We start from the raw sequence: 16,154 nt of genomic DNA, 5'->3' as shown, positions 1-16,154 counted from the left end.
ACCGATCTCGGGTTACACCTACAGTTCTCTGTTCATTTCCAGTACAATCCGCCACCGATCCGGGCCGCTTGAATAACCGCTGTCTGGTATAATCGGCCCGTCGAATAACCCTACATAGGGAGGATGCCATGTCGCCTGTCGATAGTTTCAAGACCGCCCAGACCCTCGAGTCTGGCGGCAAACAGTACCGGTACTACAGCCTGCCGGAAGCCGAGAAGCATCTCGGTGACCTGCAGCAGCTGCCGGTTTCACTCAAGGTTCTGCTCGAGAACATGCTGCGTCACGAAGACAATGAGACCGTGACGAAGGATGACGTCGAAGCCATTGCCGGCTGGCTGAAGAACCGCTCTTCCAGCCGTGAGATCCAGTACCGCCCGGCGCGTGTTCTGATGCAGGACTTCACCGGCGTACCCGGTGTCGTGGACCTTGCCGCCATGCGTGACGCGGTCAAGAAGGCCGGTGACGATCCCGAGAAGATCAACCCGCTGTCGCCGGTGGACCTGGTCATCGACCACTCAGTGATGGTCGACCAGTACGCCACTTCCGACGCTTTCCGCGCCAACGTCGACATCGAGATGACGCGGAACCGCGAGCGTTACGAATTCCTGCGCTGGGGCCAGGAAGCATTCGATAACTTCCGCGTGGTTCCGCCGGGCACCGGCATCTGCCACCAGGTCAACCTGGAGTACCTGGGCAAGGTCGCCTGGACCAAGGAGCAGGACGGCGAGACCCAGGTCTACCCGGATACCCTGGTCGGCACCGACTCCCACACCACCATGATCAATGCCCTGGGCATCCTGGGCTGGGGTGTTGGCGGCATCGAGGCGGAAGCCGTGATGCTGGGTCAGCCGATCTCCATGCTGATCCCGGAAGTGGTCGGTTTCCGTCTGACCGGTTCCATGAAGGAAGGCGTGACCGCCACTGACCTGGTACTGACTGTGACCCAGATGCTGCGCGAGAAGGGCGTGGTTGGTAAGTTCGTCGAATTCTACGGCCCCGGTCTCGACAACCTGCCGCTGGCCGACCGCGCGACCATCTCCAACATGGCGCCCGAGTATGGTGCGACCTGTGGCTTCTTCCCGGTCGATAACGAGACCCTGAACTACCTCAAGCTCTCCGGCCGCAGCGACGAGCAGATCAAGCTGGTCGAGGACTACAGCAAGGCCCAGGGCATGTGGCGCGATTCCAGCAAGCCCGAGCCCAAGTTCAGCGATTCGCTGGAGCTCGACCTGGGCGACGTCAAGGCCTCCCTGGCCGGCCCGAAGCGGCCCCAGGACCGGGTCGACATGCCGGCCATGAAGCAGACCTTTGAGAAGCTGCTGGATGACGCTGGTGTTCAGGACAAGAACAAACGCGTACCGGTCAAGGGTCAGGATTACGACCTCGGCCACGGCGACGTGGTGATCGCCGCGATCACATCCTGCACCAACACTTCCAACCCGAGCGTGCTGATGGCTGCCGGCCTGGTGGCCAAGAACGCCCGTGAGAAGGGCCTGGACCGCAAGCCCTGGGTCAAGTCCTCGCTGGCACCCGGCTCCAAGGTTGTGACTGATTACCTGGATACCGCCGGCCTGAGCAAAGAGCTCGACGCGCTCGGCTTCAACCTGGTCGGTTACGGCTGCACCACCTGCATCGGTAACTCCGGCCCGCTGATGGACGAAATCGGCGAAGCCATCAACGAAGGTGGCCTGCAGGTCTCCTCCGTGCTCTCCGGTAACCGGAACTTCGAGGGCCGTGTGCATCCGGACGTGAAGGCCAACTGGCTGGCGTCACCGCCCCTGGTTGTGGCGTACGCTCTGGCCGGCACTACCCGTGTCGACCTGGAGAACGAGCCGCTGGGCAACGACCAGAGTGGCAACCCGGTCTACCTGAAGGACATCTGGCCCTCCAATGCGGAGATCGCCCACGAAGTGTCCAAGGTCGACGACGAGATGTTCCGCAAGGAATACGCGGATGTCTTCAAGGGCGACGAAGTCTGGCAGGGCATTCCGTTCAGCAAGGACGAGACGTACCAGTGGGACGACGAGTCCACGTACGTGAAGAACCCGCCGTTCTTCGAGGGCATTGAGAAGCCGCTGCAGCCGCCGAAGGACATCGAGGGTGCGAACATCCTGGCGCTGTTCGGTGACTCCATCACCACGGACCACATCAGCCCGGCCGGCTCCATCAAGCCGGATTCCCCGGCAGGCAAGTACCTGCAGGAGAAGGGCGTGCATCCCAAGAACTTCAACAGCTACGGCTCGCGCCGTGGTAACCATGAAGTGATGATGCGCGGTACCTTCGCCAACGTCCGCATCAAGAACGAGATGCTGGACGGCGTCGAGGGCGGTTTCACCAAGTTCGTGCCCACCGGCGAGCAGATGGCGATGTACGACGCGGCCATGGAGTACCAGAAGCAGGGTACGCCGCTGGTCGTGATCGCCGGTAAGGAATACGGCACTGGGTCCTCCCGTGACTGGGCGGCCAAGGGCACCCGCCTGCTGGGCGTGGAAGCGGTCGTGGCCGAGAGCTACGAGCGGATCCACCGTTCCAATCTGGTGGGCATGGGCGTTCTGCCGCTGCAGTTCAAGGACGGCGAGAACCGCCAGACACTGGGTCTGACCGGCGAGGAGAAGATCAGCATCAAGGGTCTGGATGAGAATCTGGAGCCGCGCCAGGTGCTGAAGCTCGTAGCCGAGCGCCCGGACGGCAGCACCACGGAGACCGAGGTGATCTGCCGCGTGGATACCGCCAATGAGATGAACTACTACCTCAGCGGCGGCATCCTGCACTACGTGCTGCGCAACATGATCGCCAAGTGATCCATGGCGGTTGATGGGTTAGCCTCTTCGGGAGGCTGATCCGAGGAAAACGGGTGGCTTTCGGGCCACCCGTTTTTGTTTGTCCTTATGTCATCAGACTGAGGGGTACTGGGTGGCAGGCAATCGGGGAAGCCTTTCAGGGAATCGCTATAAATCCATCCATGGACGCTGCGCGATCGCCATCCCTGGCGATCGAGCTTCCCTGAAAGGCTTCCCCGATTACCTGCTTTCAAACGCATAGGAATACGCTGATGTCATTGGAAACTGACGGTATACCTGAAAACGACGACGAACTCCGCGCCAAACTCCACCAGGAGACGGCCCAGATCGGCTGGGTGGAGCTGCAGCGGTTCTACGCCCGAGGCAATGTGGTGCGCGTTGCCCCGGGGCAGGATCTGATCGAGGTTGGGTTGTCACTGGTGCGGGATGACAAGGCCCGCTTCCAGCAGTGGATCCAGGATGGGTCCGTGGGCGAGGTTAAGCCGGATGAGGCGCAGGCGTGGCATGATTCGGATGCGACGGTCTGGGCTCTGGTTGTTGCGCCCTGGGTTCTGGTGCAGCCGGATTCGTGACGTCTGGGGAGCGTGGAAAGGAGGCGGGGAGGCTTATACGGGAAGCTCTGGAGCCATGGATGGCGGAAGAGCAGCGTACAGGGACGTATTTACAGCGTTTCCCGGATAAGCCTCCCCGCCTCCTATTCACGCTTCCTGCGTCGAGTTCCGAAAAAACACTGCCTCGCTGTTCCGGTAGGCCTGCGCCAGGAACTCTTCCACGTCCAGCCCTTTGTGCTGGGCAATGAACTCCCCAACGAACGGCAGGTAGTACGGCATATTCTCCTTGCCCCGGTACGGGACCGGTGCCAGATACGGCGAATCCGTCTCCAGCAGGATCCGGTCCGCCGGCGTCAGGTCGATGATTTCACGCACATTCTCCGCCTTCTTGAACGTGCAGATCCCATTGAACCCGATGTACCAGCCCTGCTCCAGCGCATAGCGTGCCAGCGTCTCACCCGAGGTGTAGCTGTGCACAACGCCCCGCTGCTTCAGTGACCCTTCGAACTCCTTAAGGATCTCCATGGTGTCCTCATCCGCATCCCGGGTGTGGATCACCACCGGCTTATCCAGCTCCGACGCCATCTGAAGCTGCTTGCGGAAAACCGACTTCTGGGTCTCCGGATCGCTGAAATCGTAGTGGTAGTCCAGCCCGATCTCACCGATGGCCAGCAGCCGCTTGGGGCTTGCCGCCATCGCCTCCCGGATGAACGGATCCAGCCCGTCGTGCCAGTTGTCGGCCTGGTGGGGGTGGATGCCCTGAGTGCCGTAGACGCGGGGATGGGCGCCCACAAGGTGCTGGACGGTCTCCAGATTGTCCGGCGAGACAGTGATCGTGATCAGCCGCTCGATGTTCACCTGCTCGGCGGCCATAACCACGTCCTCCACCGGCTCTCCCTGGAGGTAGTCCAGATGGCAGTGGGTCTCGATGATCGGATGCTCGAAGACCGGAACGGGACGGCGTTTGTGTTTGCTCATGGGCGCGGAACTCCACCACGGGTGCCTGCTACAATGGACCCACATGATAGCGGAACCGACGAGGTCCTGACATGGGGCATCTGCTCCTCAACCTGCGCAACGTGCCCGAGGACGAATACATTGACGTCAAAACGCTTCTCGAGGAGCAGGGTATTCCGTATTACGAAACGGAGCCCAGCCGCTGGATGGTGTCCTTTGGCGCCATCTGGCTCGACGACCCATCACGGCTCGAGGAAGCGGAGCAGCTGCTGGCCGACTACCAGGCCGAGCGCGCCGAGCAGGCCCGGGCCGCACATCAGGAGGCCCAGGCGCGTGGAGAGGCCGAGACACCCGCCCAGCGATACCGGCACAACCCCCTGGCTTTCATTGGTGCCCTGATCGGGATTGGCGTGATCCTCTACCTGGCGCTGATGCCCTTTATAACCTTCTAGGCGCCGCTTTCGGTTCATCCGAAAGTATAAGGGCACCTCTGCTGGTTATGTTCTAACCTTCCCTGAGATCTCGAATAATAAGACCGACAAAGGGTGGCTGGTATGGGGGCGCTTCAGAAACAGGTCGTACTGCGGGCGTGTGCCGGTATCGGCGGGAGTCTTCTGGTTGCGGTGGCATGCAGCTGGTTGCCGGTGCCGGAACTGTACCGTTTCCTTCTGGCGGGGGCTCTGGGGGCCATCGCCGCAATCCTGCCCCTGATGGCACTGCTGCAGCGTGTGCAGGTGGAGGCGCACGCGGACGCCCAGGCGGAGCACCCGCTGTTGCAGGCGCTCATGCCCTCCATTTTCCGCAAGGCACGCACCGGTGAGGGACTGGAGCAGACGCTGGTGGAAGGCGCTGACGCCAACGCCGTCTCGGCAGCCCAGGTTTCCTATGCCGCGGACCGCCTGCGCAGTCGTCTCGACCGCCAGGTGGAGAACACCAACCAAATGACGGACTACGCCGGGCAGATCATGGAAACCATCCGCCAGTCCGCGGAGCAGGCCTCGGAAGCGGCGTCCGCCGCGAGCCAGGCCAGTGAGGTCAGTGATCAGGGTCAGACCGCGTTGAGGGAAGCCATTGAGCAGGTCCGGCGGGTGCACGAGCAGTCCTCGGAGACGGTGTCGCTGATCCAGGCGCTGAACGACAAATCCGAAACCATCCAGAATGTGACCTCGGTGATCGAGGGCATCGCCGAGCAGACCAACCTGCTCGCACTCAATGCCGCCATCGAGGCTGCCCGGGCCGGCGAGCAGGGTCGCGGTTTTGCGGTGGTGGCGGATGAGGTGCGCCAGCTTGCCGGCCGTACCTCGGAGGCGACCAAAGAGGCGTCCAGCACCCTGGAATCCATACAGCAGGACACCGGCCACATTGTTACCCGGGTCAAGGAGCTGGCCACCAGTGTCGAGAACGGCCTTGATTCGGTCGAGGCCGTTGGCCACCAGCTGGACGAGATCAACACCGGCTCAAGGAAGGTGGAGGAACAGGTGCGGTGGATTGCCGAGGGCGACCAGCACAACGAGGAGAGCCTGGGGCAGATGTTCGGCTCCATCGAGAGCCTGCGTGATGAGATGCGCGACAGCGATGAGGCCGTTGCCGAGCTGGCGCAGCAGGCGTCAAGGCTGATGGAGCTGGCTGAGCAGACCAACGCCGAGTTCGCGCTTTACAGCAGCGAAAGCTACCATCGCCGCTTCTATGAAGCAGCGCGGGCCGGGGCAGCGGAAATTGCGCGCTGTTTCGAGCAGGCGCTTGAACGTGGCGAGCTGACCCGGGAACAGCTGTTCAGCAAAGAGCGCACCCCGATTCCGGGCACCGACCCGCAGAAGTACCACAGCCCATTCGACGCCTTTACCGACAGGCATCTCCCCGCCATTCAGGAGCCCGTGGTTGAGTCGCTGGAGCCCATTGTCTTCGCGATCACCGCTGCACCGGATGGCTATGTGCCCACCCATAACAACGTTTTTGCCCATGAGCCGACCGGGGATCCCCAGGTGGATCTGGTGAAGAGCCGCAGCAAACGCCTCTTCAATGACCGCACCGGGGCCCGTTGTGGCAGCCATACCCGTGACATGCTGCTGCAGACCTACCGGCGGGATACCGGGGAGATCATGCACGACCTGTCAGTGCCCATCTACGTGAACGGTACCCACTGGGGTGGCTTCCGGCTGGGCTACCGGCCGGCGCAGCACTGAGCCCCGGGCGCTTCAGAACCAGCGCGGGACGCGCTCCCGGTACTGGCGGTAATCCGCACCGAGCAACGTGTCCAGGCTCGCCTCCTCGGCCAGGGCCTGGCGTCTCAGGACCGCGACACCAACCACCAGGCACACCAGCGAGAACAGGCTGGGCAGTGCCAGGAAAAAGCCGAGCTGCCCCACCATGATGATCAGGAACATGGGGTTGCGGCTCCGGGACCAGGGCCCGGTGGTGAGCAGTTTCGGGGGTTTTTCAGTATCAATCCCCGAGCGCCAGTCCTCGTGCATGTAGGCCTGCAGGTAGTTGATGCCCGTGAAGGCCGCGCACAGCAGGACCACCCCCGACAACAGTACCGGCGCGTTGTAGAGTGGCTCGATGATGCCCAGCCAGGGATCCACCGGCAGTCCGATGCGGAGGACGCTGACCAGCAGGATCGCGGCCCTGAAAACATTGAAGATGTGGCGGTTCCACCAGGGACGCGAGCCCACGTGACCGTAATGGATATGGGAGTGGCGGGTGCGCGCGCTCAGCCCCAGTGCCCGCCCGGTGAAGAACAGGCCGATCAACAGGAAATAGGTGGCGACAAAACATCGGGTGAACAGTTCTGCGCTCATGGCGCGTGCGTCTCCGGTCCGGTTTATATCTAATTTTAGCCGGAAAAGACGCTATGGTTCAGCCGGCTCCTATAGGATCTTCCAATTCCATGTATTGCCCGGGGCGGGTAACCGTGGCAGTTTCGGGCACTGTACGTATTCGGGAGAGGTTCCATCATGCTCTGTTTTGCCTATGGCTCGAACATGTCCATTCGCCGCCTCCAGGCCCGGGTTCCGGAATCCCGTTTCCTGACGGTTGGCTGGCTGCACCGTCACCGTCTGGTCTTCCACAAGCGCAGCCGCGAGGACCATTCGGCCAAATGCGATGCCTTGCATACCGGCGATCCGGGTGACTGGGTCCTGGGCGTCGTCTACGACATCCCGGATCGCGAGAAACCGATCCTGGACCGGATTGAGGGGCTGGGGAATGGCTATGAGGAGGCGTTGATCCGGCCCCGGACCCCGGAAGGGGAGTCCCTGGAGGCGCGGATGTACGCAGCTACGGATGTGGACGCCTCGCTGACACCCTACAGCTGGTACCGGGCGCATGTGCTGATCGGCGCCCGGGAGAATGCATTCCCGGCCGATTATGTTGAGGGCATCCTGCGGACACCGGCGCACGACGATCCGGATTTCGCGCGCCACCAGAACGAACTGGCCATCTATCCGGAGGATGTTCTGCCGCATGGGGCCGTGACATGAAACCCGCGATTTCTTCCACCCGCTGGCTGGATCGGATCGAGCGGGCGGGCAACGCCCTGCCGCATCCGGTCACCCTGTTCGCCATGGCCCTGGGTCTGGTCATGGTGCTCTCCCAGGTGGCCGCCTGGGCGGGCTGGTCCGTGCGCAAGCCCGCGGGCGCGGCCGGCGAGGGCGAACTGGTGCAGGCCCGAGGGTTGCTTGAGAGTGATGGCCTCTGGTGGCTGCTCTCGCACCTGGTGGACAATTTCATGCAGTTCCCGCCCCTGGGGCTGGTGCTGGTGGCCATGCTGGGGATTGGCGTGGCGGAGCGCTCCGGCCTGCTGCCAGCGCTGCTTGCCCGGCTTCTGAGACTGACACCCCGTGCGCTTCTGGCGCCCATGGTGGTCCTGCTGGGGATTCTGTCCTCGGTCACCCTGGATGCGGGCTACGTGGTGCTGCCGCCGCTGGCGGCGATCCTTTTCCACGCGGCGGGGCGCTCGCCCCTGGCCGGGCTGGCAGCGGCCTTTGCCGGGGTCTCCGCCGGGTTCAGTGCTCACCTTGTGATCACGGCCCTGGATCCATTGCTGGCGGGTCTGACCGAGGCGGGGGCGCGCATACTGGATCCCGATTACGCGGTCGCGGTCACGGCCAACTGGTGGCTGATGATTGTCTCCACCCTGGTGCTGGCACTGGTCGGGTGGTGGGTCACCGCCCGGGTCGTGGAACCCAGGCAGGCCGGCGTTGAGCTTGCCGGGGCGCAGGAGAGCCGGGCGGATAACGGTTTGGGTGCAGACCCCGGGCGCGGGCTGCGCCATGCCGGGATCGTATTCGGGATTACCCTGGCCCTGGTACTGGCAGCGGTGCTGGTTCCCGGGGCGCCACTCCACGGCGAGGGTGAGAACTTCGCCCGCTGGGTCGAGGCCATGGTGCCGCTGCTGCTGATCCTGTTCCTGTTGCCCGGCCTGGCCTACGGATTCGCGGCCGGTACCCTGAACAGTAACCACGATGTGGCGCAAATGCTGTCGGCCACCATTGCCGCACTGGCGCCCTATATTGTGCTGGCGTTTGTCGCGGCCCAGTTCATCGAGGCTTTCAACTACAGCCAGCTCGGGTTGCTGCTGGCGATTACCGGTGGCCAGTGGCTGGCCTCCCTGGCTGTACCCGCGCCGGTGCTGGCGGTCGGCTTCATCCTGATCGCCATGCTGGCGAACCTGTTCATCGGTTCCGCTTCCGCCAAGTATGCCTTCCTGGCCCCGGTGTTCGTGCCCATGCTGATGCAGGCGGGCCTGAGCCCGGAACTGACCCAGGCGGCCTACCGCATCGGGGATTCGGTGACCAACATCATCACGCCCCTCAATCCCTACTGGGTCATTGTCCTTGCCTTTGTGCAGCGTTGGCGGCCCGAGGCAGGCATCGGCACCCTGATGGCGCTGATGCTCCCCTATGCGATCGCCTTTGCCGTGGTATGGCCGTTATTACTGGCGGTCTGGGTCGCTCTGGGCATTCCGCCGGGCCCGGGGGCCCCGGTTATACTCGGCTGACGCTGACACAGGGAGAGAACCATGAAGACGATCTTCATCACCGGGGCAGCCGCTGGCATCGGCCGTGCCACGGCCCAGCTGTTTGCCGGGAAGGGCTGGTTCGTGGGAGCCGCGGATCGGGACGAGGCGGCACTGCGGACCCTTCAGGAGGGACTGGGTGAGGCCAACTGCAGTGTCCATGTCATGGATGTGACGGATGCCGCCTCGGTACGCCAGGCGCTCGCGGGTTTCGCCGCGCGCACCGAGGGCCAGCTGGATGTACTGCACAACAACGCCGGCATTCTGCGGGTCGGGCGCTTTGAGGCGATTCCACTGGAGGACCACAGGGCACAGGTGGACGTGAATCTGACCGGGCTTCTGAACGTCCTCCATACCGCGTTCCCCTGGCTCCGTGATACGCCCGGCGCCCAGGTGGTGAACATGAGTTCGGCCTCTGCGATCCATGGCACGCCGGACTTCGCGTCCTATTCCGCCACCAAGCATGCGGTGCGCGCCATGACCGAGGCGCTGGACATTGAATGGCAGGAGTACGACATCCGTGTTTGTGACCTGATGCCGCCTTTCGTCGCCACGGGGATGGTGAACGCCAACCGGGCCGTATCCGGTATGTTCGACGGTATGGGGGTGAATCTGGGCGCGGAGGATGTCGCCGCCCAGGTGTGGGCCGTAACCCGGGGCGGGCGCGGTGTGCACCACCCGGTTTCCCTCCCGATGAAAGGGCTCTGGTCCACCTCCGGGGCCATGCCGACCGCGGTCACACGCCGCATCATGAAGCGGTTCTGGGGGCGCTGAGGGGTCAGTGCCTTTCCGGCTCGCGTCCCAGCACCACCAGTTGGTCCCCCGCTGACAGGTTCAGGGGTTCTCCGGGATCCGGGTTGAGGGTCAGGTGGCGCCCTTCCGGGGTTGGTTGCGCACGGTGGATGCCAAGGGCGGTTTCGCCGCTGGTGGCAACCCACTTTGCCACCGCCCGGAAGTCCGTGTCGGCTGCCAGAAGCTCCGCGGGAAGCGCACGGAAGCCGATCTCGGCACCGCCCTGGGTGAAGAGTTCGTCATACACCAGGCGAAGCTCCCGGCGCAGGGCGACCTGGGCCAGCAGGTGGCTGAGCATCACGGGGCTGAGGAAGATCTCACTGTTCCGCGCCAGCAGCAGGGCCTCATTGTGCGGGTCAGTGAGTTCCAGCAGGATCTGCGGCCACGTCCCCGCCTGCTGAAGGTGATCCTGGAGCTGCAGGTAGCCCACCATGGCCCGGGCGTCCGCTTCCTCGTTGCTGCCCATGCGGTCACTGGTCAACAGCATGACGGTGTCATAGCGTTCGGGTGCCAGTCGGGCAATCTCCCCCTCCATCAGGAAGTCCGTCTTCACGTGCTGGCAGCTGACGCGTCCAGGTTCGGGCACATAGCCGTTGATCATGTTCTGGCGGTCTTCCACGGGCCAGAACGAGGCCACTGTGATGTCCGCCGTTTCGCCCGGGTAGCTGTCCAGTTCCTGCAGGAGTGCCGGCACCCTGTGGTTCCAGCCCAGGATCAGGATGCGCCGGTGACGGGAGGGCGGCCTCTCCACCTCATTGAGCGGTGGCCGATGCAGTGGCTCCAGGGTCTGACCACGTACCGGATTGCTATCCTCGAAACGCCGCGCCATCAGGATGAGCCCGTCGCCCTCGCGCAGGCGTTGTTCGGACGGCGCATTCATGTGGACCACCCAGTCACTGTCCGCCTGCTCAAGTACGCCCAGTACGATCGCGCTGGGCCGCCCGCTGTCGAGGCTGGCCAGGGTTTCACCGGCCCAGTCGTCCTGGAACCGTATGTAGAGTTCATTGCCATCGGGCAGGATCATCATCTCCTGGAAGATCTCGGCCAGACCCGGATGGCGCAGTGTCTGGACCATGAAGCGGCTGAGCGTGGCGTCCCCGGCCACCAGTTCCAGGTCTCCACCATAGGCACTGTGGAGAATGCGCTCGCGGCGCGGATCCTGCAGTTCCGCCACCACATAGGGCAGCGGCCGGCGCTGGTCCTTGGCCTGGGCTGCGATGGTGAGAAGGATCTTGATGGTCTCGGTATCCGCGTTCAGAAGGCTGTCTGTGGCCTGCGTGCTGCCGGGAATGATGACCGCTGCCGCATCCAGGCAGGCCACCCGGCGCAGTGCCTCGGACTGGAGCGGGTCACCGGAGCGCAGAATGACCTGCCGGGCACGGCGGCCGACGCCGCTCTCGCTGCGCAGCTGGTGCTCCCGGCTGGCGGAGACTTCCTCGGCCAGCGCCACCAGTCGCAGGCGTCTGGTGTCATTGCGGTGAAGGAACAGCCGCATCCGGCCAGTGGTGCTGAGCAGCTTGGTGATCAGGGGCAGGGTGCGGCTGGTCCAACCCAGAACGGCAATATGGTGCTTCAGCGAGACCGGCGTGAGCCCGCGTTCCAGATTGGTCATGGCGCTGATCAGCCACCGGGTCATGATGGCCACCAGGGTGCCCATGAACACCACATAGCCGCTGATGGTCAGTAGCGTGGCAACCACCCGCCGCCAGCTGCCCTGATCATCGCCCAGATACCCTGGGTCCGTCAGCCGCAGGAACGCCCACCAGAGCGCTTCGCCCAGGCCCGAGAAGCCCCCCTTCAGGGGCAGCACCAGCAGACCACCGATCAGCGAGATCAGGGCTATAAGCAGCCCAACCACCATCAGCTGGAAGAATGCGCCTCGGATGAGCTGGCGTTCAAGGAAGAACTTGAGCCGGTCTATGAATCGCAGCGGGGTCATGGACCTCCTGGTGGCGTCGCGTGCTGTCGCCAGTGTAGCGGAAATCCGAAAATGCATCCTGTCGGCAGGCTGCTGATCTGAAAGGTTTCTGTTGTTCGGTTACCATCAACCTCTCACGCGCCTGTTGAATAATGGCGATCAGCAGGCTATCCTTATTTTAATTGAACGGTTAATCAATATATGCCCAAGGTCGGAGTCCAGGAAGAACGCAGGCGCCAGCTTATTGAAGCCACCCTTGAAGTGGTGGGTGAGCTGGGGCTACAGAGTGCCACCATCGGGGCCATCAGCCGTACCGCCGGGATGTCGTCCGGTCTGATCAGCCATTACTTCGGCGGCAAGCAGGCGCTGATCGAGGCCACGCTTCGCCAGCTGCTTGAGGAGCTCAAGCTCGCGCTGATAGAGCACACCGGGGCCGGAACGCTCACGCCCCAGCAGAGGCTGGTGGCGATCGTGGAAGCCAACTTCAGTGACTTCCAGCGGTCCACGGCCGCTACGCGCACCTGGCTCAGTTTCTGGGCGCGGGCGATGCATGAACCGGGGCTGGCGCGCCTGCAGCACATCAACAACCGCCGCCTCTACAGCAACCTCTGCTATTCATTCAGGCAGCTGTTGCCGGTAGAGGCGGCCCGGAGCGCCGCGAAGCAGACCGCCGCACTGATCGACGGGTTCTGGCTGCGCAGTGCTCTCTGGCCTGACCAGGAAGAGGGCTTTCGTGAGAGCGAGAAACTCTGCCAGGCATTCATTAACGACATACTGACACAGCACGGAGTCGAACCATGTCACTGACCCGCTATCAGAACTTTGTGGCCGGCCAACCCATGGCCAACAGCACCGGTGAAACCTTCGAGGTGGTCAACCCGGGCACTGGCGAGGTGATCTATGAAGTGGAGGTGGCGGACGAACGCGTGCGCCAGGCCGCGCTGGAAAGCGCCCGTGAAGGCTTCGCCGCCTGGTCAGCCATGACCGGCATGGAGCGGGCCCGCATCCTGAACCGGGCGGTGGCGCTGCTGCGCGAGCGTAACGATGAGCTCGCAAGGATCGAAGTGCTCGATGCCGGCAAGCCGTGGCAGGAAGCCAGCGAGGTGGATGTGAACACCGGTGCCGACTCACTGGAATTCTACGCTGGCCTGGCACCCGCGCTGGAAGGCAATCAGCAGGACCTGGGCGGCGACTTCTACTACACCCGGCGCGAGCCGCTGGGCGTGTGCGCCGGCATCGGTGCCTGGAATTACCCGCTGCAGATCGCCTGCTGGAAGTCCGCCCCGGCGCTCGCCTGTGGCAATAGCATGATTTTCAAGCCGTCCGAGGAAACCCCGCTGGGCGCGCTCAAGCTGGCAGAGGTCTTCATTGAGGCAGGCATGCCGGCGGGCGTGTTCAACGTCGTGCAGGGCGCCGGTGAGGTTGGCAGCTGGCTGAGCCATGAGCCGGCCATCGACAAGGTCTCCATCACGGGCGAAGTGGGCACCGGCAAGAAAGTCATGGCCGGCGCCGCTACCACGCTCAAGGAAGTCACCATGGAACTGGGCGGCAAGTCACCGCTGATCATCTTCGACGACGCGGAAATCGATAACGCGGTCTCCGCCGCCATGCTCGCGAACTTCTACACCCAGGGCGAGATCTGCACCAATGGCACCCGCGTTTTCGTGCATGAGGACCTGTACCCGACCTTTATCGAGAAAGTCCTCGAGCGCACACGTAATAACATCATCGCCGGCGACACGCTGGATCCGGAGACCAATCTGGGCGCGTTGATTTCCAGTGGCCACAGGGATCTGGTGATGGACTACATCCGCAAGGGTATCGAGGAAGGCGCCACGCTGGCCTGCGGCGGCGAGGAGCTGTCCCCGGCCGGCGCGGAAGGCGGCTACTTCGTCGCCCCCACCGTTTTCACTGGCTGCACTGATGACATGACGATCGTGAAGGAAGAGATCTTCGGACCGGTCATGAGCGTGCTGACCTTCCGCGACGAAGACGACGTCATCCGCCGTGCCAACAACACCCAGTATGGCCTGGCCGCCGGCGTCTTCACCCGGGACATCAAGCGAGCCCACCGGGTCATCCACCAGATCCAGGCTGGCATCTGCTGGATCAACGCCTACAACGAATCCCCCTCGGAGATGCCGGTGGGCGGCTACAAGCAGTCCGGCATCGGCCGCGAGAACGGCGCGGCGACCATCAACCACTACACCCAGCTCAAATCCGTTTACGTTGGAATGGGTGATATTGAGGCACCGTTCTGAACCGGCGCCTGCTGATCCTATAGCAGGCAAGGGCGGGGATCCCCGCCCTTGCCCGTTGGCATCTTGGAGTGGATCCTATGAGTAAACACCAATACGACACCATCATCGTGGGCGCCGGCTCAGCCGGCTGCGTGCTGGCGAACCGGCTCACAGAGGACCCGCACCACCGGGTCCTGCTGCTCGAGACCGGGGGCAGCGACCGTAGCATCTTCATCCAGATGCCCACGGCGCTCTCTATTCCCATGAACACCAGCAAGTTCGCCTGGCAGTTCCACACTGAGCCCGAGCCCTACCTGGACAACCGTCGTATGCACTGCCCGCGTGGCAAGGTCCTGGGCGGCTCCTCCTCCATCAACGGCATGGTCTACGTGCGTGGCCATGCGAAGGACTTTGACGAGTGGGAGGCGCACGGCGCCGAGGGCTGGAACTACCAGAACTGCCTGCCGTACTTCAAAAAGGCCGAAACCTGGGTGTTTGGCGGTGACATGTACCGTGGCGACTCCGGGCCGTTGGGCACCAACAACGGCAACAACATGAAGAACCCGCTGTATCAGGCCTTTATCGACGCCGGTGAGCAGGCCGGCTACCCCGTGACGAAGGACTATAATGGCCACCAGCAGGAAGGCTTCGGCCCCATGCACATGACCGTGAAGAACGGTCGACGCTCCTCCACCTCCAACGCCTACCTTCGGCCGGTGATGAGCCGCCCGAACCTCACTGTGATGACAGGCGCGCTGGTGCACAGGGTGCTGCTCAACGGCAAGCAGGCTGTGGGCGTGCGCTACGAACGTGGTGGTAAGGTGCAGGATGTGAAAGCCAACAGCGAGGTCATCCTGTCTGCTGGCTCCATCGGGTCGCCGCACATCCTCCAGCTCTCCGGCATCGGTAATCCGGATGTGCTCAACAAGGCCGGTATCGAGGTGAATCACGCGCTCCCGGGCGTGGGCTCGAACCTCCAGGACCATCTGGAGTTCTACTTCCAGTTCCGCTGCAAGCAGCCTACCTCGCTCAACAGCAAGCTCAACCCGCTGAGTAAGGCGTTGATCGGCGCGCGCTGGATCCTGAACAAGGATGGCCTGGGCGCCACCAACCACTTCGAGTCCTGCGCCTTCATCCGCTCCAAGGCAGGCGTCGAATGGCCCGACCTGCAGTATCACTTCCTGCCGGCGGCCATGCGCTACGACGGCAAGGAGGCGTTCGCGGGCCACGGCTTCCAGGTGCATGTGGGCCACAACAAGCCTAAGAGCCGTGGCCACGTGCATGTGCGTTCCGCGGACCCGAAGGCCGCGCCTGAGATCCTCTTCAATTACCTCCAGCACGAGGACGACCGTGAAGGCTTCCGGGACTGCGTGCGCCTGACCCGCGAGATCATCAACCAGCCGGCCATGGATGACTACCGTGACGAAGAGATTCAGCCGGGGGCCGATGTGACTTCGGACGAAGCCATCGATGCGTTCGTGCGCCAGGCGGTTGAAAGCGCCTACCACCCATCCTGTACCTGCCCCATGGGCACGGATGCGCAGGCGGTGGTCGACCCGGAGACCCGGGTGCACGGCATCAGTGGTCTGCGGGTTGTTGATTCCTCCGTTTTTCCAACCATCCCCAACGGCAACCTCAACGGGCCGACCATCATGGTGGCTGAGCGGGCCGCGGACCTGATCCGTGGGCGTCAGCCCGAGGCGCCGCTGGATGCGCCGGTGGGGATGGACGAGCACTGGCGTGTGCGCCAACGGGCCGGAGAGCCCGAGCGCGTGCTCCGCTAAGCACCTTTCCTCTCCAGTGTTGACAGCGCTGATACGGGTCGCCTGTAAACGGCTCCAGGCGGCCCGGGAGGGGAGTTATTGCCATAAGAAAGCA

Annotated in this window: 13 protein-coding genes; 10 read left to right on the top strand and 3 right to left on the bottom strand. The window is 63.4% G+C overall.

Annotated elements, in window-relative coordinates; translation table 11 throughout:
- The first annotated feature begins 128 nt into the window (after nucleotides 1–128).
- Nucleotides 129–2,801: an aconitate hydratase AcnA gene (acnA, locus tag CK501_RS01550; RefSeq protein WP_095615964.1), complete on the top strand. Its 2,673-nt coding sequence runs from the start codon at nucleotides 129–131 to the stop codon at nucleotides 2,799–2,801.
- A 251-nt stretch (nucleotides 2,802–3,052) separates the two neighbouring features.
- Nucleotides 3,053–3,373, top strand: coding sequence for a DUF2288 domain-containing protein (locus tag CK501_RS01545; RefSeq protein ID WP_095615963.1), 321 nt, complete (start codon nucleotides 3,053–3,055; stop codon nucleotides 3,371–3,373).
- 126 nt (nucleotides 3,374–3,499) lie between these two features.
- Here CK501_RS01545 and CK501_RS01540 read toward each other — a convergent pair whose 3' ends face one another.
- Nucleotides 3,500–4,330: a TatD family hydrolase gene (locus tag CK501_RS01540; RefSeq protein ID WP_095615962.1), complete on the bottom strand. Its 831-nt coding sequence runs from the start codon at nucleotides 4,328–4,330 to the stop codon at nucleotides 3,500–3,502.
- Between the two features lie 71 nt (nucleotides 4,331–4,401).
- Between CK501_RS01540 and CK501_RS01535 the strand changes: the two genes are divergently transcribed.
- On the top strand, nucleotides 4,402–4,761 hold the full coding sequence (locus CK501_RS01535) for a DUF6164 family protein (protein WP_095615961.1): 360 nt from the start codon (nucleotides 4,402–4,404) through the stop codon (nucleotides 4,759–4,761).
- Nucleotides 4,762–4,863: 102 nt separating this feature from the next.
- Entirely contained in the window at nucleotides 4,864–6,492 is a 1,629-nt protein-coding gene (locus CK501_RS01530; RefSeq protein WP_095615960.1) for a methyl-accepting chemotaxis protein, read from the top strand.
- Nucleotides 6,493–6,504: 12 nt separating this feature from the next.
- Here CK501_RS01530 and CK501_RS01525 read toward each other — a convergent pair whose 3' ends face one another.
- Entirely contained in the window at nucleotides 6,505–7,107 is a 603-nt protein-coding gene (locus tag CK501_RS01525; protein WP_095615959.1) for a methyltransferase family protein, read from the bottom strand.
- Between the two features lie 156 nt (nucleotides 7,108–7,263).
- Here CK501_RS01525 and CK501_RS01520 point away from each other — a divergent pair, with 156 nt between their 5' ends.
- From CK501_RS01520 to CK501_RS01510, 3 genes are read left to right on the top strand one after another with little or no spacing between them, the layout of a single operon-like run.
- Nucleotides 7,264–7,788 (top strand): gamma-glutamylcyclotransferase family protein, encoded by a 525-nt coding sequence (locus tag CK501_RS01520; RefSeq protein WP_095615958.1) that lies wholly within the window; start codon nucleotides 7,264–7,266, stop codon nucleotides 7,786–7,788.
- Nucleotides 7,785–9,308, top strand: a complete 1,524-nt coding sequence (locus CK501_RS01515; RefSeq protein WP_095615957.1) for an AbgT family transporter — start codon at nucleotides 7,785–7,787, stop codon at nucleotides 9,306–9,308. The genes CK501_RS01520 and CK501_RS01515 overlap by 4 nt, the downstream gene beginning before the upstream one ends.
- 21 nt (nucleotides 9,309–9,329) lie before the next feature.
- Complete coding sequence (locus CK501_RS01510; RefSeq protein WP_095615956.1) at nucleotides 9,330–10,100, top strand: SDR family oxidoreductase; 771 nt, start codon at nucleotides 9,330–9,332, stop codon at nucleotides 10,098–10,100.
- 4 nt (nucleotides 10,101–10,104) lie between these two features.
- On the opposite strand, the gene CK501_RS01505 is transcribed toward CK501_RS01510, so the two are convergent.
- Entirely contained in the window at nucleotides 10,105–12,057 is a 1,953-nt protein-coding gene (locus tag CK501_RS01505; protein WP_095615955.1) for a CASTOR/POLLUX-related putative ion channel, read from the bottom strand.
- A gap of 180 nt (nucleotides 12,058–12,237) precedes the next feature.
- Here CK501_RS01505 and betI point away from each other — a divergent pair, with 180 nt between their 5' ends.
- The 3 genes from betI to betA all read left to right on the top strand — a co-directional run bounded on the left by betI (nucleotide 12,238) and on the right by betA (nucleotide 16,060).
- On the top strand, nucleotides 12,238–12,843 hold the full coding sequence (betI, locus tag CK501_RS01500; RefSeq protein WP_095615954.1) for a transcriptional regulator BetI: 606 nt from the start codon (nucleotides 12,238–12,240) through the stop codon (nucleotides 12,841–12,843).
- A complete protein-coding gene (gene betB, locus CK501_RS01495) occupies nucleotides 12,834–14,297 on the top strand; it encodes a betaine-aldehyde dehydrogenase (RefSeq protein WP_095615953.1) in 1,464 nt (487 codons plus the stop codon). The genes betI and betB overlap by 10 nt, the downstream gene beginning before the upstream one ends.
- Nucleotides 14,298–14,374: 77 nt before the next feature.
- Entirely contained in the window at nucleotides 14,375–16,060 is a 1,686-nt protein-coding gene (betA, locus tag CK501_RS01490) for a choline dehydrogenase (RefSeq protein ID WP_095615952.1), read from the top strand.
- Nucleotides 16,061–16,154 lie beyond the last annotated feature (94 nt).

This window comes from Halovibrio salipaludis (assembly GCF_002286965.1).
GTDB lineage: Bacteria > Pseudomonadota > Gammaproteobacteria > Pseudomonadales > Oleiphilaceae > Halospina > Halospina salipaludis.
This window is presented reverse-complemented; position numbering and strand designations above follow the sequence as displayed.